We start from the raw sequence: 18,133 nt of genomic DNA on the forward strand, positions 1-18,133 counted from the left end.
GGAGACCCTCCGGATCCGCCGGGGCCGGTGTTGTTCGCCGATGGCGTAGCGGTATCTGGTGCATCCGGCCCACCTGTGGGAACACCGTCTCCCAGCATCAGGTTGGGATTGGTGTCGGCTGGTCGCGCAGCATCTCGCTCCCGTACCGGGGAGTGAATCCGTGGGCCGCGCCGCTGAGCGGGACTAGCATGCGGAAGGACAGGGCGGGGACCGACCCCGAACTGCCCGACCGCTCTGAGGAGCGATAAACGATGTTCGAGAGGTTCACCGACCGCGCGCGGCGGGTTGTCGTCCTGGCTCAGGAAGAAGCCCGGATGCTCAACCACAACTACATCGGCACCGAGCACATCCTCCTGGGTCTGATCCACGAGGGTGAGGGTGTCGCCGCTAAGGCCCTGGAGAGCCTCGGGATTTCTCTTGAGGCCGTTCGCCAGCAGGTCGAGGAGATCATCGGCCAGGGCCAGCAGGCCCCGTCCGGTCACATTCCCTTCACCCCCCGGGCGAAGAAGGTCCTGGAGCTGTCGCTCCGGGAGGCCCTGCAGCTCGGCCACAACTACATCGGCACCGAGCACATCCTGCTCGGCCTGATCCGCGAGGGCGAGGGCGTCGCCGCCCAGGTCCTGGTGAAGCTCGGCGCCGACCTCAACCGGGTGCGCCAGCAGGTCATCCAGCTGCTCTCCGGGTACCAGACCGGCGGCGGCAAGGAGTCGGCCACGGCCGGCGGGCCCGCCGAGGGCACCCCGTCGACCTCGCTGGTCCTCGACCAGTTCGGCCGCAACCTGACCCAGGCCGCCCGCGAGGCCAAGCTCGACCCGGTGATCGGGCGCGAGAAGGAGATCGAGCGGGTCATGCAGGTGCTGTCCCGCCGCACCAAGAACAACCCCGTGCTGATCGGTGAGCCCGGCGTCGGCAAGACGGCCGTGGTCGAGGGCCTGGCCCAGGCGATCGTCAAGGGCGAGGTCCCGGAGACGCTCAAGGACAAGCAGCTCTACACGCTGGACCTGGGCGCCCTGGTGGCCGGCTCGCGCTACCGCGGTGACTTCGAGGAGCGCCTGAAGAAGGTCCTCAAGGAGATCCGCACCCGCGGCGACATCATCCTGTTCATCGACGAGCTGCACACCCTGGTCGGCGCGGGCGCCGCCGAGGGCGCCATCGACGCCGCCAGCATCCTCAAGCCGATGCTGGCCCGTGGCGAGCTGCAGACCATCGGTGCCACCACGCTCGACGAGTACCGCAAGCACCTGGAGAAGGACGCCGCGCTGGAGCGCCGCTTCCAGCCGATCCAGGTCGCCGAGCCGTCGCTGCCGCACACCATCGAGATCCTCAAGGGCCTGCGCGACCGCTACGAGGCCCACCACCGGGTCTCCATCACGGACGCCGCCCTGGTCGCCGCCGCCACCCTGGCCGACCGCTACATCTCGGACCGCTTCCTGCCGGACAAGGCGATCGACCTCATCGACGAGGCCGGCTCCCGGATGCGCATCCGCCGGATGACCGCGCCGCCGGACCTGCGCGAGTTCGACGAGAAGATCGCCGACGTGCGCCGCGAGAAGGAGAGCGCGATCGACGCGCAGGACTTCGAGAAGGCCGCGTCCCTGCGCGACGACGAGAAGCAGCTCCTGCAGGCCAAGGCCAAGCGTGAGAAGGAGTGGAAGGCCGGCGACATGGACGTCGTCGCGGAGGTGGACGAGGAGCTCATCGCCGAGGTCCTGGCCACCGCCACCGGCATCCCGGTCTTCAAGCTGACCGAGGAGGAGTCCTCCCGGCTGCTGCGCATGGAGGACGAGCTGCACAAGCGCGTCATCGGCCAGAAGGACGCCATCAAGGCGCTCTCCCAGGCCATCCGGCGCACCCGTGCGGGCCTCAAGGACCCGAAGCGCCCCGGCGGCTCGTTCATCTTCGCCGGCCCGTCCGGTGTCGGTAAGACCGAGCTGTCCAAGACGCTCGCCGAGTTCCTCTTCGGCGACGAGGACGCGCTGATCTCGCTCGACATGTCCGAGTTCTCGGAGAAGCACACCGTCTCCCGGCTCTTCGGTTCGCCCCCCGGCTACGTGGGCTACGAGGAGGGCGGCCAGCTGACCGAGAAGGTCCGCCGCAAGCCGTTCTCCGTCGTCCTCTTCGACGAGGTCGAGAAGGCCCACCCGGACATCTTCAACTCGCTGCTGCAGATCCTGGAGGACGGTCGCCTGACCGACTCCCAGGGCCGCGTGGTCGACTTCAAGAACACCGTCATCATCATGACGACCAACCTCGGCACCCGGGACATCTCCAAGGGGTTCAACCTGGGCTTCGCGGCCACGGGCGACTCCACCACCGGGTACGAGCGGATGAAGGCGAAGGTCGGCGAGGAGCTCAAGCAGCACTTCCGCCCCGAGTTCCTGAACCGCGTCGACGACATCGTGGTCTTCCACCAGCTGTCCGAGGAAGACATCATCCAGATCGTCGACCTGATGATCGACAAGGTGGACGGCCGGCTGCGGGACCGCGACATGGGCCTGGAGCTCAGCATCGAGGCCAAGAAGCTGCTCGCCAAGCGCGGCTACGACCCGCTGCTCGGTGCCCGTCCGCTGCGCCGCACCATCCAGCGCGAGATCGAGGACCACCTCTCCGAGAAGATCCTCTTCGGCGAGCTGCGAGCCGGTCACATCGTGGTCGTCGGTGTCGAGGGCGAGGGCAAGGAAGCGAAGTTCACCTTCCGCGGCGAGGAGAAGTCCGCGGTCGCGGACACTCCGGCGGCCGTTGCCTCGTCCGGTCCGGACCTGACGAAGTAGTAACAGTTAACAGATAACAGCACACCGTCTGAGCCCCCGGCGTTCGCGCCGGGGGCTCAGTCCGTTTACGTGCCGTTACGAAAACTGTGATCCACCCCACGGGCTCGCAGGTGGGAGGCCTGGGCGGGCGGTGGTGCGAGTGCGACCCAGTAAGCAGGCATCTTTAATGCCAATGTTGTTGACGGATCGTCAGTTGATAGCGAGTCGCGGAGCATAGCGGTGTGGCCATGTAACGGTCAAGGTCTATCTTTTCCGTCCACGCTTGGATCAAATGTCGTCCACCTGTCTTTCATTGGTTTACCGGAAGGCCAAGAGCCGGACCGGTTTGGGGAGGACGTCACAACGTTGAAGATGACCAGGAAAGCCGCCGCGGCCGCCACGGCCGGGGCGGTCATAGCCGCTCTGGGCGCGGGTCTGTTCCCGAGCACGGCCCTCGCGGCCGGCTCGGCGCCCACGCCGAAGGACCCCGCTGACGCCGTTCAGTCGGTCAAGACGGACCACAACCTGCCGGGCCCGCTGACCGAGAAGGTCGAGGCCGAGCAGAAGGCCGCCACCGAGCAGCTGCTCGCCGGCACCGCGAAGGTCGAGGAGCACGGCGGTAGCTCCAGCATCAAGCTGGGCAAGGACAAGTACGTCGAGCTCGCCCGCGAGCGCACGGACAAGATCTTCACCATCCTGGTCGACTTCAGCGACCAGGTGGACAACACCACGAAGACCCCGGACGGCAAGATCAAGTTCGGTGGGGACCCCGGTCCGCAGCACAACCAGATCGAGAAGCCCGACGCGGCGACCAACAACTCGACGCTCTGGCAGGCTGACTACAACCAGCAGCACTACCAGGACATGTACTTCAGCAAGACCCAGGACTCGCTGAAGACCTTCTACGAGAAGCAGTCCTCGGGCCGCTACTCCGTCGACGGCCAGGTCACCGACTGGGTGAAGGTCCCGTGGAACGAGGCCCGTTACGGCTCGGACTACTGCGGCCAGCACGTCTGCAACAACGCGCAGGACCTGATCCGCGACGGCATCAACGCCTGGGTCGCCGACCAGAAGGCCAAGGGCCAGACGGACGCTCAGATCAAGGCCACCATCGCGCAGTACGACCAGTGGGACCGGTACGACTTCGACCACGACGGCAACTTCAACGAGCCCGACGGTTACATCGACCACTTCCAGATCGTGCACGCCGGTGAGGACCAGTCGGCGGGCGGCGGCAAGCAGGGCGACAACGCGCTGTGGGCCCACCGCTCGTACGTCTACGGCACCCAGGCCGGCTCCACCGGCCCCGCCAACAACCTGCTCGGCGGCACCCCGGTCGGCTCCACCGGCATCTGGATCGGTGACTACACCATGCAGCCGGAGAACGGCGGCCTCGGTGTCTTCGCCCACGAGTACGGCCACGACCTCGGCCTGCCGGACCTGTACGACACCTCGGGCAGCGGGATCGACAACTCGGTCGGCTTCTGGTCGCTGATGTCCTCCGGCTCCTGGCTCGGCGAGGGCAAGAACTCGATCGGCGACATGCCGAACGACCTCGACGCCTGGAGCAAGCTCCAGCTCGGCTGGCTGAAGTACGACAAGGCCAAGGCCGGCACCGAGACGACTCACCACATCGGCCCGGTCGAGTACAACTCGAACCTGCCGCAGGCCCTGGTCGTCGACCTGCCGAAGAAGACCGTCACCACCGAGATCAACACCCCGTTCGCGGGTGCCAACGAGTGGTGGAGCGGCAGCGCCGACGACCTCAACGTGTCGCTGGCCCGTGACGTCGACCTGACCGGCAAGACCAGCGCCGCGCTGACGGCCAAGGCCTGGTACGACATCGAGCAGGACTTCGACTACGGCTACGCCGAGGTCTCCACCGACGGTGGCGCCAACTGGACCGCCCTGAACGGCACCTTCAACGGGGTCGCGATCCCGAAGAACGCCGCCGACAAGGCCGGCCTGACCGGCAACTCGGGCAACAAGTGGGGCGACCTGTCGTTCTCGCTCGACGCCTACGCGGGTAAGGCCGTCAAGGTCCGCTTCCACTACACCACCGACGGCGGTCTGCACCTCAAGGGCCTGGCCCTGGACGACATCGCCATCGCCGCCAACGGCGCCACCGTCTTCACCGACGGTGCCGAGAACGGCGACAACGGCTGGACGGCCAACGGCTTCTCCCGCATCACCGGCAAGTTCTCGAACGACTACGCGCAGTACTACATCGCCGAGAACCGCCAGCACATCTCGTACGACCGGACCCTGAAGACCGGCCCGTACAACTTCGGCTTCTCCAACACCAAGCCGAACTGGGTGGAGCACTACCCCTACCAGGCCGGTCTGCTGATCTGGCTGTGGGACACCTCCCAGAGCGACAACAACGTCACCAACCACCCGGGTTCCGGCCTGATCCTCCCGGTCGACTCGCACCCGACCCCGATCAAGTGGACCGACGGCACCCTGATGCGCCCGCGCATCCAGGGCTACGACTCGACCTTCGGCTCGCGCAAGGTCGACAGCCTGACCCTGCACAAGAGCGGCGTCGAGACGGTCGTCCCGAAGGCCAAGGGCGTCGACGAGTTCAGCGACCTCAAGTCGTACTGGTCGAAGGACAACCCGTACAGCAGCGTCATCGTCCCGAAGACCGGCACCAGCATCGAGGTCGAGAACGAGTCCTCGAACTACCTCGAGACCTGGATCCGCGTCCGCCCGGTCGACAACTGATCGAAACGAGCAGTGACGATCAGCCTCTGACCAGGCACTGATTCACCAGTCCGGCCCGTCCCCGCAGCTGCGGGGGCGGGCCGGACGCTTGTCCGCGAGAGGTCCGCGCGGCCGCCGGAGTCCGCACGTCCGGCGGGGTCCGCGAGGCACTTCCGGTCGGACCTACCGGTCCGGCAGCAGGGCGAGGAAGGCGTCCACCGCCTCGGTGACGTCCTTCCCGGTCCACTCCAGCGCGTCCGCGGCCACCGTGACCTCCGTCATCGACAGCCCCGGCAGGCCCTGCTCGCGCCAGCCGCCGAACAGGGCCGTCCCCGACTCCTCCGCCAGCCGGAGTCCCGCGAGGTCCAGCTCCTGCGGGGGGTAGGGAAGCCAGAGCTGGAACTGATGGGTGTGCGGCGGGGCCGGGTGGACCCGGGCGCCCGGAACGCCCGCGAACCCCTCGACGAGCGCCGCCGCGACCGTCCCGGCGTGCGCGACGTACTGCCCCAGGCGCGGCAGTTCGCGGTCCAGGCCGGCCAGCGCGGCGAGCGCCGCCGGCCACTGCTGGAACAGCTGGCCGCCGTAGCGGTGCCGCCAGGCCTTGGCGGTCCGCACGAAGCGGGCCCGGCCGGCCAGCGCGGCGCCGCTGATCCCGCCGAGCGTCTTGTAGAAGGAGACGTAGACCGAGTCGGCCTGGGCGGCGATCTCCGGCAGCGGGCGGTCGAAGTGCACCACCGACTCCCAGATCCGGGCCCCGTCCAGGTGCAGCGCGGCGCCGTGCTCCTCCCGGACCACCGCGGCCACGGCCAGCAGGTCCGCCCAGGACGGCAGGACGAACCCGGCCTCGCGCAGCGGCAGCTCCAGGATCATCGCCGCGTACGGCTCGTCGAAGGCCCGCAGCTCAGCCACGGTGGGGAGCCGCGGCGCGACCGTGGGCCAGACGCTGCGCAGACCGCTGAGCCGCCCCAGCGCGTGCCGCTCGTGCAGTTCGGTGTGCCCGAGCGGGTGGGTCGCCACGGTCGGCAGCGCGGCGGCCTCGGCGTGGATCCGCAGCGCGACCTGCTGGGCCATCGTGCCGGTGGGGAAGAACGCGGCGTCCTCGGTGCCGAGCAGCTCGGCGACCCGGTTCTCCAGGGCCCGCACCACGCCGTCGCCGTACATGTCCGGCCGCCGGTCCAGGTCGTAGGCGCCCTCGCCCTCCTCGGCCAGGGCGGCGAGCCGCTCGCGCAGGCTTCGCGGCCGGGTGCCGGAGAGCAGCCGCTCGCAGCCGCGCAGCGCGGTGTACCGGCGCTCCTGGACGCCGGGCCCGCGGTCGGCTTCGGTCTCTTCGCTCCTGTTGGGATACATGCGTCGATGGTCCCGCAGGGACGGCGCGGGGTCAGCGGTGCGGACACGACGGGCGCCGCGGGCCCGGCCGGAGCCCGGTGCCGGGTGGCACTGGTCACAAGCACCCCCCGTGGTACGAGCGGCGGTAGTAGCGCGACGCGGCGGGGCCCCGGAGACGCGGGCCGTGACCCTACTGTCGGATCACATGATCGTTACTCCGTCGGCTTGAATCTCCGGCCGGACGGTGACTACACGCCGTAGTACGTCACACCGTTTGGGAGTCCGCTCGGTGACGGTTACACCTGAGTGGTCCCTGCTCAGCACGCCCGAACGGGCTCGTTGCGCTGCCCCCGTACGTCCGTGAGGTCGAGCTACCGATGTCTTCCGTCCCGCCCATGGGGCCGGCCCTGCGCCGCCTCGCCGCCGACGCGGCGAACCGGGCGGCCGCCTGGCAGCCCCGGCTCGGCCAGGCCGTCCGCACCCACGCCGCCCCGCTGCGCACGCTCACCGCGCCCCGCCACGTGCTCCCCGGGGGCCCGCTGCGGGCCGACCGGCACCGCACCGTCACCGCGATCGGCGCGAGCGCGGTGATACTGTCCGGCGCCCTGCTGGTCGCCGCCCCCGGCAGCGCCTCGGCGCAGACGGTCATACCCACCACCCCCGGCAGCTCCGCCTTCACCTCCTCGCCCGCCGCGGTGCCCGCCCCCACGCCGGTGCAGGTCGCCGGCCCGAGCGCCTACAAGCTGCCGCACGAGCACGGCTCGGCGCAGGAGTACGTGGCGGTCGCCGCCAACCTGCTGCCCCCGGAGCCGCCCGCCCCGGCCGCGCCGTCCGCCGACCAGGCTCCGGCCGCCGAGCCCGCCCCGGCTCCCGCTCCGGCTCCGGCCCCCGCACCCGCACCCGCTCCGGCCCCCGCGCCCGAGTGGTCCGCGCCGGTGCCGGGCGCGCCGACCAGCAACCCGTACGGCGTGGCCAACCCCGAGTACGCGGCCGGCTACCACACCGGCGTGGACTTCGCGGTGTCCCCGGGCACCGCCCTGCTGGCGGTCGGCAACGCCACCGTCGTGTCGGCCGGCTGGGACGGCGCCTACGGCAAGGAGGTCGTGCTGCGGCTGGCCGACGGGCGGTACGCGCAGTACGCGCACATGTCGTCGATCTCGGTGTCGGCGGGCGACCGGGTGTCGGCCGCCGAGCAGATCGGCCGCTCCGGGAACACCGGCAACTCGACCGGGCCCCACCTGCACTTCGAGATCCGCTCCAGCAACCACTACGGCGCGGTGGTCAACCCGATCGCCTACCTCTCCGGGCACGGGGTCACCGGCTTCTGAGGCCGCGGCACACGACGAGGGGCGGACCGGTCCACGCGACCGGTCCGCCCCTCGGGCGTTCGTGGGCGGGCGCCGGGCCGCTCAGACCCGGACCGGGGGGCTGATCAGGGCGCCGATCTCCAGCGCGACCCGCTGCGCGGCCGCCATCGCCTCCTCCACGGTGGCCACCGGTACGGCGTGCTCCGGAGCGTGCCCGGGCTCCTGGCACTCGGCGGCGTCCTGCTTGATCAGGAACAGGGCCGAGTTGATGGTGAACAGCGACATCGCGGCGCGCAGCCGGTCCTCGAAGGTGGCCTCCGGGCCGTGCACCAGCCGGACCATCGCGATCATGCGGTCCTTGAACTCCACCCCGGCGGGCGAGTCGCGCAGCGCGGGCTGGTTCTCGTGGAAGAAGCGCAGCAGCGGGGCCCGCTCCGACATGCCCGCCGCGAACCGGCGGATCAGCTCGTCGCGCAGCGCGGGCGTCCACTCCTGCTCGCGGCCCCAGGCGATGGTGTCGTCGATCGGCGCGGCCATGCTCTGCACGATGCCGTGGACGATGTCGTCCTTGGTCTTGAAGTGGTAGTAGAGCGCGGCCTTGGTGACGCCCAGGCGGTCGGCGATCTCGCGGAGCGAGGTCTGCTCGTACCCCTGTTCGGAGAAGAGCTCCAGTGCGACCGCGACGATACGGGCCCGGGTGTCGCTGCGGGGGCTGTGCGTCGTACCCATGGCCTGCCTCGTTGACTGCGTCGGTGACTGCTGTGGCTGCGTCCGGCCGGCGCCGGTCGACACCTGCCCGTCCGAACTCATTCTCCCCGTTCCGGTGGTCGACCTGGAAACTGGCTTGACGACCGGCTAGTGCACAACTTACCGTGCCGACGGTCCACAAACTAGCCGGGCGACAAGTAAGTAAGCCTTCCGCAGGCCAGATCGGTCGTCCGCCTCCAGTCCGGGAGACACCACCCCATGTCACAACCCAAGGCCGCCACCCCGGCACCGGAAACGACGACGCCCGAGGAGCAGCAGTCGCGCTCCCCCCGGGAGATCCGCCTGGTCATGATCGGCCTGGTGGTCACCATGCTGCTGGCCATGCTCGACAACCTGATCGTCGGCACCGCGATGCCGACGATCGTCGGCGACCTCGGCGGCGCCGAGCACCTGTCCTGGGTGGTGACCGCCTACACCCTGGCCACCGCCGCCTCCACCCCGATCTGGGGCAAGCTCGGCGACCTCTACGGCCGCAAGGGCATCTTCCTCACCTCGATCGTGATCTTCCTCGTGGGTTCGGCGCTGTCCGGCCTCTCGCAGAACATGAACGAGCTGATCGGCTTCCGCGCCCTCCAGGGCCTGGGCGCCGGCGGTCTGATGGTCGGCGTGATGTCGATCATGGGCGCGCTGGTCCCGCCGCGTGACCGCGGCAAGTACCAGGGCATGTTCGCCGCGGTGATGGCGCTCGCCACCATCGGCGGCCCCCTGGTCGGCGGCTTCATCACCGACCACCTGAGCTGGCACTGGACCTTCTACATCAACCTGCCGCTCGGCGTGATCGCGCTCGCCGTCGTCGTGGTCACCCTGAAGCTGCCGAAGGTCCGCAGCAAGGCCCGCATCGACTACGTGGGCGCGCTCCTGCTCACCACCGGCATCACCGCGCTCACCCTGATCACCACCTGGGGCGGCCAGGAGTACGCCTGGGGCTCCAAGCAGATCCTGGGCCTGGGCGCGCTCGCCGCCGCCACGCTGATCGCCTTCTGCTACGTCGAGCAGCGGGTCGAGGAGCCGATGCTCCCGCTCGACCTGTTCAAGAACCTGAACTTCACCCTGGTCTCGCTGATCGGCTTCATCGTCGGCTTCGTGATGTTCGGCTCGACCGTCTTCCTGCCGCTCTACCAGCAGACCGTTCAGGGCGCCTCGGCGACCAACTCCGGCCTGCTGCTGATGCCGATGATGTTCGGCATGCTGGTCGTCTCGCTGGTGGTCGGCCAGGCGGTCACCAAGACCGGCAAGTACCGGATCTACCCGATCATCGGCACCATCGTGATGACCGGCGGCATGCTGCTGCTGTCCATGCTCTCCACCGACACCAGCAGCTTCGCCTCGGCCTGCTACATGGTGGTGCTCGGCGCCGGCATGGGCTTCCTGATGCAGATCACCATGCTGGTCGCGCAGAACAGCGTGGAGCTCAAGGACATGGGCGTGGCCAGCTCCACCGCCACGCTGTTCCGCACCATCGGCGGTTCCTTCGGTGTGGCGCTGTTCGGGGCCCTGTTCAACAACCGGGTGACCGAGACCATGAAGGAGCGGCTCGGCGACGCGGCCGCCAACGGCGGTGGCAAGGGCGACCCGAGCTCCCTGAGCCCGGCCGCGCTGCGGGCGCTGCCCGCCCCGGTCCAGGACGCGTACCACCACGCCGTGGCCAACGGCATGCACACCGTCTTCCTCTGGGGCGCCGCGGCCGCGGTGATCTCGATCGCCGCGGCGGTGTTCCTGCGCGAGGTGCCGCTGCGCGGCGCTGGCTCGCCGGCGAAGGACGACGCCAAGGGCACCGAGCCCAACATCGAGGCCGTCGCGATCTGACGCCCGGAGAGCCCCCCTCCCGCCCTGGGAGGGGGGCTTTCGCGTCTCCGGGCGCGGGTGGTTCCGGTCCGCCGTCCCGCAGGCCGCCAAGGGCCGCCACGGGCCGCCCCCGTGCTACTGCGGCAGGCGGTAGACCCCCTGCTCGACCGGCTCGACCAGGCCGTCGGCGACCAGTCCGTCCAGCGCCCGGGCCCGCTGCACCGCGTCCGGCCAGACCGCGTCCAGCCGTGCCTGCCCGACCGTGCCGTGCGCGTCCCGCAGCACCGCGAGGAGCTTCCCGCGCACCTGCCGGTCCGTTCCCTCGTAGGTCTGGCCGCGCCGGGCCGGGCCCTCGTACGGCGGGCGGCCGGCCCGCTGCCACGCACAGTGGCTGAACAGCGGACAGCCGCCGCACTCCGGTGCGCGCGCCGTGCAGACCAGGGCCCCCAGCTCCATCACGCCGACCGCCCAGGTCGCCGCCGTGTCGGCGTCGTCGGGCAGCAGCGCCGTCGCCGTCCGCCGCTCGGCCGCCGTGGTGGCCTGGGCCGGGTACTCCACCCCGGTCACCGCGCGGGCGAACACCCGCCGGACGTTGGTGTCGAGCACCACGTGCCGCTGGCGGAAGGCGAACGAGGCCACCGCCGCGGCCGTGTACTCCCCGACGCCGGGCAGCGAGAGCAGCGTCGCGTGGTCGTCCGGGACGACGCCGCCGTGCTTCTCGGTGATCGCCACCGCCGCCCCGTGCAGGCGCAGCGCCCGCCGCGGGTAGCCCAGCCGGCCCCACATCCGGACCGCCTCGCCCGGCGCGTCGGCCGCCAGGTCGGCCGGTGTCGGCCAGCGCTCCAGCCATGCCGCGTAGGCCGGCAGCACCCGCTTCACCGGGGTCTGCTGGAGCATGAACTCGCTGACCATCACCGCCCAGGGCGAGGCCTCCGGGGTCCGCCAGGGGAGGTCGCGCTGGTGGGCGTCGTACCAGCCGAGGACGGTCGAGTGCAGCACCGGCAACGGCAGCGGCAGCGCCGGTACGGCGGCCGCCGCGGACGAGGGGGCGGGGACGGCGGGGGTGACGGTGATGGCAGCCATGGCCCTTCGATCCTCCCATGTCCGCGCCGCCGCTCGAAGCGGGTGCGGGCCCGGGCGCGGAGCGGCCTCGGAGCTGCCTCTGATCAGGCTCTGAGCGGACGGGCAGGTTCCGGATTGCCTCGGAAGGCCCCCACCCGGACTCCCCCGAACGGCTCATATGGCGGATCATGTGAAGGAAGGGACGAGTGTGCGGTGTTGATGAGTCACAGGGCACACACTGTCTCGTAGAGTTTGGGCGTGCCTTCTCTGCGTCAACCCGTGGGACCGTTGCCGGCCTCGATCTACTGGCGACGGCGTCTCGTCGTCGCCGTCGCCGCCGCCGCGGTCGTCGCCCTGCTCGTCTGGCTGATGTCCGATCAGGGCGGTGGTGGTGACGGACCGGCGGGCAAGGGCGCGCAGGCCGCTCCCTCCCAGACCCCGGTCCAGACGATCACCCCGGGCGCGTCGTCGACCGGGCCCGCGAACAACTCGCGCCCCGGCAGCGGCGGGACGGGCGGCACCAACCCGGGCGGCGGCGCGGTCTCCGGATCCGGTGGCGGCGACGCCAGCCTCAGCACCGGCGGCACGGGCGGCTCCGGTGGCGCGGCCAACCCGGCCACCGGCGGCGGCTCGGCCACCGGCGGATCGGCCGGCGGCGGGTCCGCCGCGGGCGGTACCGGCGGCGGCGCGGCCGGCGGCTCCGGCGGCAGCGGCGGCGGCACTCCCCCGGTGAACACCTCCGAGGTGATGGCGCTGCCCGTCTGCGCCTCCTCCCAGGTGACGCTGGAGCTGGCCAGTGCCCAGAACTCCTACCAGCCCAAGGACAAGCCGAAGCTGACGCTGACCGTCCACAACTCCTCCGGCGCCAACTGCCGGGTGGACCTCGGGCGGACGGCCTCCGCCATCACGGTGACGGCCAGCAACGGCGACCGCGTCTGGTCCTCCGGCGACTGCCCGGCCGACCGCGGCGGCAACTGGGTGCAGATCCCGGCCAACAGCGGCCTGACCGAGACCTTCACCTGGGACCGCGGTCGCAGCAAGCCGCAGTGCGCCACCGCCGATCCCGCGGCCGCGCCCGCCGGCACCTACCTGGTGGTCGCCGACCTCACCGGCCTCTCCGGCGGCCAGGTGTCGGCGCGCTCCTCGATCCGCCTGGAGAGCTGAGCGCCCCGAACACCCCGCTCTCCCGACGCCCTCCCGCGAAGCCCCGGCGCACGCCGCGCCGGGGCTTCGCGGCGTTTCCGGCCGCCTCCGGACGGGGTTCGCCGGGGCGGCGCGACGGGCGGCGCCGCGACACGGAGCGGCCCCCGGGGAAGGTTCCCCGAGGGCCGCCCGCACGTACTGGTCGTCGTCAGACGTAGCGCTCCAGGATGGACGATTCAGCAAGTCGGGACAGTCCCTCGCGCACCGAGCGTGCCCTGGTCTCGCCGACGCCCTCGACCGTCTGCAGATCGTCGATGCTGGCCGCGAGCAGCTTCTGCAGTCCGCCGAAATGCTCGACCAGCCGCTCTATCACGGTGTTGGGCAGGCGCGGGATCTTGGCCAGCAGGCGGTAGCCGCGCGGCGAGACCGCGGAGTCCAGCGACTCCGGCGAGCCCGAGTAGCCGAGCGCCTTGGCCACCGTCTGCAGATCGAGCAGCTCGGCGTGGGTCAGCGCCTCCAGATCGGCCAGCACCTCGGCGACCGTCCGGCCCTTCTTCGCGGCCCGCTCCGGGAAGTAGTCCCGGGCGACCAGCTCGCGCTCCGGCTCCACGCCCGCGATCAGCTCGTCCAGTTGGAGGGAGAGCAGCCGGCCGTCGATACCGAGCTCCAGCACGTAGCCGGCGATCTCGGTGGCGATCAGCCGGACCATCTCCAGCCGCTGGGCGACGGCGGTGACGTCCCGGACCGTCACCAGGTCCTCGATCTCCAGGGCGGAGAGCGTGCCGGCCACCTCGTCCAGCCGGAGCTTGTACCGCTCCAGCGTGGCCAGCGCCTGGTTCGCCCGGGAGAGGACGGTGGTGGAGTCCTCCAGCACCCGGCGGGTGCCGTTGACGTACATCGCGATCAGCCGCATCGAGTGCGACACCGCGACCACGGGGAACCCGGTCTGCCGGTTGACCCGCTCCGCGGTGCGGTGGCGGGTGCCTGTCTCGTCGGTGGGGATGGTGGAGTCCGGCATCAGGTGTACGCCGGCCCGAACGATCTTGGTGATGTCCTTGTCCAGCACCACGGCGCCGTCGAGCTTGCACAGCTCGCGGAGCCGGGTCGCGGTGAACTCGACGTCCAGGACGAACCCGCCGGTACAGATCGACTCGACGGTCTTGTCGAAGCCGAGCACGATCAGACCGCCGGTGTTGGCCCGCAGCACGCGTTCCAGGCCGTCACGCAGCCCCGTGCCGGGGGCGATGGCGGTGAGGGAGGCCCGCAGCAGGGCCTCCTCGCGGGAGGACTTGTCCACCCGGTCGCTGCCTGCCACGTGACTCCTCCGGTCGACCCCGTGCCGCGCGCCTCGCGCCGTGCGCCGGCCTACGGTCTGTCGCTCTGTCGCTTATTACTGCCTTATTGCCAATTAGACAGGGGAAAGTCTAACTGCGTGCGGCATTAACAGGGCTTGGGTCAGCGCAGTTCGTCCGAGTCGACCGGCTCCCACCCCTCCATGAGCTCCTCCGGGTAGGCCGCGACGGGCGCCGCGGCGGCGGCCCGGCGCGGGGTCGGCGGCGCCGACGGCGCCTCACCGCGCGGCTTGGCGGCGGCCCGGCGGCGGCCCGGGACGGCCCGCAGCGCCTCCCCGATGTCCGCGACCTCGACGACCGTCATCCCCGCCGGCACCTTGCCCGGGTCCGGCGGGACCAGCGCGTGCGTGAAGCCGAGCCGGTGCGCCTCGGCCAGCCGCCGCTGCACACCCGTCACCCGCCGTACCTCGCCCGCCAGACCGACCTCGCCGATCGCCACCAGGTTGCTCGGGAGCGGGGTGTCCGAGGAGGAACTGGCCACGGCGAGCGCGATCGCGAGGTCCGCCGAGGGCTCGCTCAGCTTCACCCCGCCGACCGTCGCGGTGTAGATGTCCTGCTTGCCGAGCTTGACCCCGCCGTGCCGCTCGACCACGGCCAGGATCATCGCGATCCGGGGCGACTCCAGGCCGGAGGTCGTCCGGCGCGGGGACGGGATCTGCGAATCCACCATCAGCGCCTGCACCTCCGCCACCAGCGGACGCCGACCCTCCAGCGTGACGGTCAGGCAGGTCCCGGGGACGGGCTTGTCACGCCTGGTCAGGAAGAGGCCGGAGGGATCGGCCAGGCCCACGATGCCCTCGTCGTGCAGCTCGAAGCAGCCGACCTCGTCGGTGGCGCCGTAGCGGTTCTTGATCCCGCGGATGATCCGCAGCCGGGCGTGGCGGTCCCCCTCGAAGCTCAGCACCACGTCCACCAGGTGCTCCAGCAGGCGGGGCCCGGCGATCTGGCCGTCCTTGGTGACGTGCCCGACCAGGAGGGTGGCCATGCCGCGGTCCTTGGACGCCCGGATCAGCGCACCGGCCACCTCGCGGACCTGGGCCGGCCCGCCGGGCGCGCCGTCCAGCTCGGCGGAGGCGATGGTCTGCACCGAGTCCAGGATCAGCAGGCCCGGGTTCACCGCGTCGATGTGCCCGAGGACGGCGCCGAGATCGGACTCGGCCGCGAGGTAGAGGTGCTCGGAGAGCGCGTTGATCCGGTCCGCCCGCAGCCGGACCTGACCGGCCGACTCCTCACCGGTGACGTAGAGCGTGCGGTGCTGGGCACTGGCCGCCTTGGCCGCGACGTCCAGCAGCAGGGTGGACTTGCCGACGCCGGGCTCGCCGGCCAGCAGCACCACGGCGCCGGGGACGAGGCCACCGCCGAGCACCCGGTCCAGCTCGGGCACACCGGTGGAGCGGGCCGTCGCGACCTGGCCGTCGATCTGGGCGATCGGGCGGGCGGGCGCGCTCACCGGCCCGGCGGCCGTCGTCCTGATCGGCACCGCGCCGTACTCCTCGACCGTGCCCCAGGCGTTGCACTCCGGGCAGCGGCCGACCCATTTGGGCAGCTGGTTGCCGCACTCGGTGCAGCGGTACGCCGGGCGCGGCTTGGCGGTGGTCTTGGTGCGGGCAGCCATGCGGTCACCGTAGCGCCTGGGTACGACAACGCGGGTCCGGCGGCCGCGGCGCGGGGACGGGACGGTGCGGGCACCTCCGGTCCACGAATGGGCGATGTTGTTACCCGAAAGAAGTACAACAGCAGGGAAGAGCCCGGCCGGGGGCCCGGGTCTCTCTACCGTCGGACGGGTGACAACGCGTATCGAAGGGCCGCGCGACCCCGTGCTCGCGGCGTACGACCGGCAGGTGGACGGCCTGTTCACCTACTGCCTCTCGGTGCTGTGCGAGCACGACGCGGCCGCGGCCGCCCTGCGCGAGGTGCGCGAGCTGGCGCGGCGGCACGGGGCCCGGCTCGCCGAACCGGGGATGGTCCGGGCCTGGCTGTACTCGCTGGCCCGGTACTGCTGCCTGCGGCGCCTGGAGGACGGGGGCGGACTCGGCGGCGGTGGCGCTGCCGGTCCTGGTGCCGCCGCCGGGGCCGCCGCCGTCGCCGGCCTGCTCGACGCGGTGACCGGCGCGGGTACCGGCGGTACGGGCCCGTCGGACGCCGCCGGGACCTCGGCCGCGGAGGCGGGCCGTCGGCGCCGGGAGCTGGCCTCGCTGGCCTGGCCCGAGGCGGCCGGCACCGACCCCGAGCAGCGCGAGGCGCTTGAACTGTCGGTGCGCCACCGGCTGAGCCCGATCGAGGTGGCGGCCGTCCTGGGCGTCCCCTTCGAGAGCTGCCGCGCACTGCTCGCCTCGGCCGAGGCCGAGGTCGGCCGGACCAGGGCGGCGCTGCTGGTGCTCGGTGTCGGCAGCTGCCCCGAACTGGACCGGCTCGGCGGGGCCGGGGCGGAGAGCTGGCGAGACTGGGTGCTCGGCCCCGCGCTGCGCCGCGAGCTGGTGCAGCACGTGGCGGACTGCCCGACCTGTCGGGGCACCGCCGAGCGGGTGGCCGGCGAGGTGACGCAGGGCGCCGACGGCCTGTCCGGGCTGCCGGTCCTGTCCGCCCCGGCGGCCCCGGCGGCGACCGGGGCAGGGGCCGACGGGGCGGTGTTCCTGCCGCGTGCGGCGGAGGAGGCGGCCCGGCGGAGGTCCTCGGGGCCGGCCCCGGTGGTCGAGCCCGGTCTCCGGTTCGACCAGGGCGGGTTCCCGCGCCACCGGGCGCCGGACAGCGGCCGGGCCCGGGCGGTACGCCGCCGGGTGGTGACCACCGGGGTGCTGGCCGCCGTCCTGGCCGCGCCGGTGGTGGCGCTCTGGGCCGGCCACCGGGGTGGCGGCGGCACCGGGGCGGCGGCCTCCGTCTCCTCGGTCCGGGTCGAGGACGACGCGCGGGCCGCCGGGCACCGGCCGGGCGGGCCGGGGGCGGTGGCCGGGCAGTCCGGGCTGCCCGGCGGGGTGGTGGGGGCCGTGGGCGCGGCCCCGGCGGTGGCGGGGCTGGAATTGGCCGGGGCCAGGGGTGCAGAAACGTTGCTCCCGGGGATCCAGGGCCCCGCGATTCCGGTCCCCGGCCGGGGCGCCACCCCGCTCGGCAGTCCGACACTGGTCGCCGCACCGGCCCCCGCCGTCACCGGCGGCCCGGGCACCGCGCCGGGCGCCGCAGGCCCCGCCGGTGGTCCGGGGGCACCGGCCACCGCGCCGATCGGGCTGCTGACCGTCGAGGCCGGCGAGTACGGCAACCGCACCGTCCTCACCCTGACCAACTCCGGCGCCACCGAGATCCGCTGGCACGCCGAGGTGGGGGCCGCCTGGCTGCGCCTCAGCCGGGACGCCGGAACGCTCGCACCGGGCCAGCGGATCACGGTGATCGTCACCGTCGACGAGGACCTCGCGCCGGACGCGCACTGGACCGCCCGGATCGCCCTGCCGCCCTCGCAGGCGGTGGTCACCCTGGAGGGCGGCCCGCACCACCGGGGCGGCAGCACCTCGGCGCCGGGCGAGCCGACCTCGGCCCCGACCGATCCGGGGCCGGCGCCCACCGGCGGTACGCCGACGGGCCCGCCGACCGGTGGTACCCCGACCGCGACCGGGCCCACGGCGGCGCCGACCGGACCGACGGCGACGGCCGCGCCGAGCGGCACGCCGACGACCGCTCCCCCGGCGACACCGACCGGGGCTCCGACGGGCGCGCCGACAGGGGCGCCCACGGGCGCGCCGACCGGTCCGGGGACGGGGACAGGCACTGGGACGGGGACGCCCAGCGGGGCCGCGTCGCCGGGCGGGTCTGCGTCACCGGCGTCGAGGGGCGGCGCGTCGGCGCCCGCTTCGCCGCGCTGAACCGGGAGGGGAGCGGGAGGCACGGGCCGGGGTGGGTGGGGACGCTCTGCCCCCGGCCCCGCCACCCGCCCCCCGGCCCCGTG

General features: G+C 72.2%; 11 protein-coding genes. 6 read left to right on the top strand and 5 right to left on the bottom strand.

The window, feature by feature from the left end; genetic code table 11:
• Positions 1-251: 251 nt before the first annotated feature.
• Both OG618_RS17250 and OG618_RS17255 read left to right on the top strand, forming a co-directional pair.
• Complete coding sequence (locus tag OG618_RS17250) at positions 252-2,771, top strand: ATP-dependent Clp protease ATP-binding subunit (RefSeq protein WP_329488353.1); 2,520 nt, start codon at positions 252-254, stop codon at positions 2,769-2,771.
• Positions 2,772-3,122: 351 nt separating this feature from the next.
• Positions 3,123-5,477, top strand: coding sequence for an immune inhibitor A domain-containing protein (locus OG618_RS17255; RefSeq protein ID WP_329488354.1), 2,355 nt, complete (start codon positions 3,123-3,125; stop codon positions 5,475-5,477).
• A gap of 162 nt (positions 5,478-5,639) precedes the next feature.
• Here the strand turns inward: OG618_RS17255 and OG618_RS17260 are convergent, their stop codons facing one another.
• On the bottom strand, positions 5,640-6,803 hold the full coding sequence (locus OG618_RS17260; RefSeq protein ID WP_329488355.1) for a threonine aldolase family protein: 1,164 nt from the start codon (positions 6,801-6,803) through the stop codon (positions 5,640-5,642).
• A gap of 374 nt (positions 6,804-7,177) precedes the next feature.
• Between OG618_RS17260 and OG618_RS17265 the strand changes: the two genes are divergently transcribed.
• Positions 7,178-8,110: a M23 family metallopeptidase gene (locus OG618_RS17265; RefSeq protein WP_329488356.1), complete on the top strand. Its 933-nt coding sequence runs from the start codon at positions 7,178-7,180 to the stop codon at positions 8,108-8,110.
• An 81-nt stretch (positions 8,111-8,191) separates the two neighbouring features.
• Here OG618_RS17265 and OG618_RS17270 read toward each other — a convergent pair whose 3' ends face one another.
• Positions 8,192-8,818 carry a TetR/AcrR family transcriptional regulator gene (locus OG618_RS17270; protein WP_329488357.1) on the bottom strand — a complete coding sequence of 209 codons (627 nt, stop codon included), beginning with the start codon at positions 8,816-8,818 and terminating at the stop codon, positions 8,192-8,194.
• Positions 8,819-9,055: 237 nt separating this feature from the next.
• On the opposite strand from OG618_RS17270, the gene OG618_RS17275 reads away from it, so the two are divergent.
• Positions 9,056-10,663 (top strand): MDR family MFS transporter, encoded by a 1,608-nt coding sequence (locus tag OG618_RS17275; RefSeq protein WP_329488358.1) that lies wholly within the window; start codon positions 9,056-9,058, stop codon positions 10,661-10,663.
• Positions 10,664-10,777: 114 nt separating this feature from the next.
• On the opposite strand, the gene OG618_RS17280 is transcribed toward OG618_RS17275, so the two are convergent.
• Positions 10,778-11,725: an A/G-specific adenine glycosylase gene (locus OG618_RS17280; RefSeq protein WP_329488359.1), complete on the bottom strand. Its 948-nt coding sequence runs from the start codon at positions 11,723-11,725 to the stop codon at positions 10,778-10,780.
• A gap of 237 nt (positions 11,726-11,962) precedes the next feature.
• On the opposite strand from OG618_RS17280, the gene OG618_RS17285 reads away from it, so the two are divergent.
• Positions 11,963-12,868: a hypothetical protein gene (locus OG618_RS17285; protein ID WP_329488360.1), complete on the top strand. Its 906-nt coding sequence runs from the start codon at positions 11,963-11,965 to the stop codon at positions 12,866-12,868.
• Between the two features lie 187 nt (positions 12,869-13,055).
• On the opposite strand, the gene disA is transcribed toward OG618_RS17285, so the two are convergent.
• Together disA and radA are read right to left on the bottom strand one after the other, a co-directional pair.
• On the bottom strand, positions 13,056-14,162 hold the full coding sequence (disA, locus tag OG618_RS17290) for a DNA integrity scanning diadenylate cyclase DisA (RefSeq protein WP_329488361.1): 1,107 nt from the start codon (positions 14,160-14,162) through the stop codon (positions 13,056-13,058).
• A gap of 140 nt (positions 14,163-14,302) precedes the next feature.
• A complete protein-coding gene (radA, locus tag OG618_RS17295) occupies positions 14,303-15,814 on the bottom strand; it encodes a DNA repair protein RadA (RefSeq protein ID WP_329488362.1) in 1,512 nt (503 codons plus the stop codon).
• A gap of 169 nt (positions 15,815-15,983) precedes the next feature.
• On the opposite strand from radA, the gene OG618_RS17300 reads away from it, so the two are divergent.
• Positions 15,984-18,050 (top strand): sigma-70 family RNA polymerase sigma factor, encoded by a 2,067-nt coding sequence (locus OG618_RS17300; protein WP_329488364.1) that lies wholly within the window; start codon positions 15,984-15,986, stop codon positions 18,048-18,050.
• Positions 18,051-18,133 lie beyond the last annotated feature (83 nt).

Source organism: Kitasatospora sp. NBC_01246, assembly GCF_036226505.1.
GTDB lineage: Bacteria > Actinomycetota > Actinomycetes > Streptomycetales > Streptomycetaceae > Kitasatospora.

Excerpts from the sequence above, each read along its gene's own strand:
- OG618_RS17265 (WP_329488356.1), top strand. The coding sequence starts at position 7,178 with ATGGGGCCGGCCCTGCGCCGCCTCGCCGCCGACGCGGCGAACCGGGCG.
- radA (WP_329488362.1), bottom strand. The coding sequence starts at position 15,814 with ATGGCTGCCCGCACCAAGACCACCGCCAAGCCGCGCCCGGCGTACCGC.
- OG618_RS17260 (WP_329488355.1), bottom strand. The coding sequence starts at position 6,803 with ATGTATCCCAACAGGAGCGAAGAGACCGAAGCCGACCGCGGGCCCGGC.
- OG618_RS17250 (WP_329488353.1), top strand. The coding sequence starts at position 252 with ATGTTCGAGAGGTTCACCGACCGCGCGCGGCGGGTTGTCGTCCTGGCT.
- OG618_RS17280 (WP_329488359.1), bottom strand. The coding sequence starts at position 11,725 with ATGGCTGCCATCACCGTCACCCCCGCCGTCCCCGCCCCCTCGTCCGCG.
- OG618_RS17270 (WP_329488357.1), bottom strand. The coding sequence starts at position 8,818 with ATGGGTACGACGCACAGCCCCCGCAGCGACACCCGGGCCCGTATCGTC.
- OG618_RS17275 (WP_329488358.1), top strand. The coding sequence starts at position 9,056 with ATGTCACAACCCAAGGCCGCCACCCCGGCACCGGAAACGACGACGCCC.
- OG618_RS17255 (WP_329488354.1), top strand. The coding sequence starts at position 3,123 with ATGACCAGGAAAGCCGCCGCGGCCGCCACGGCCGGGGCGGTCATAGCC.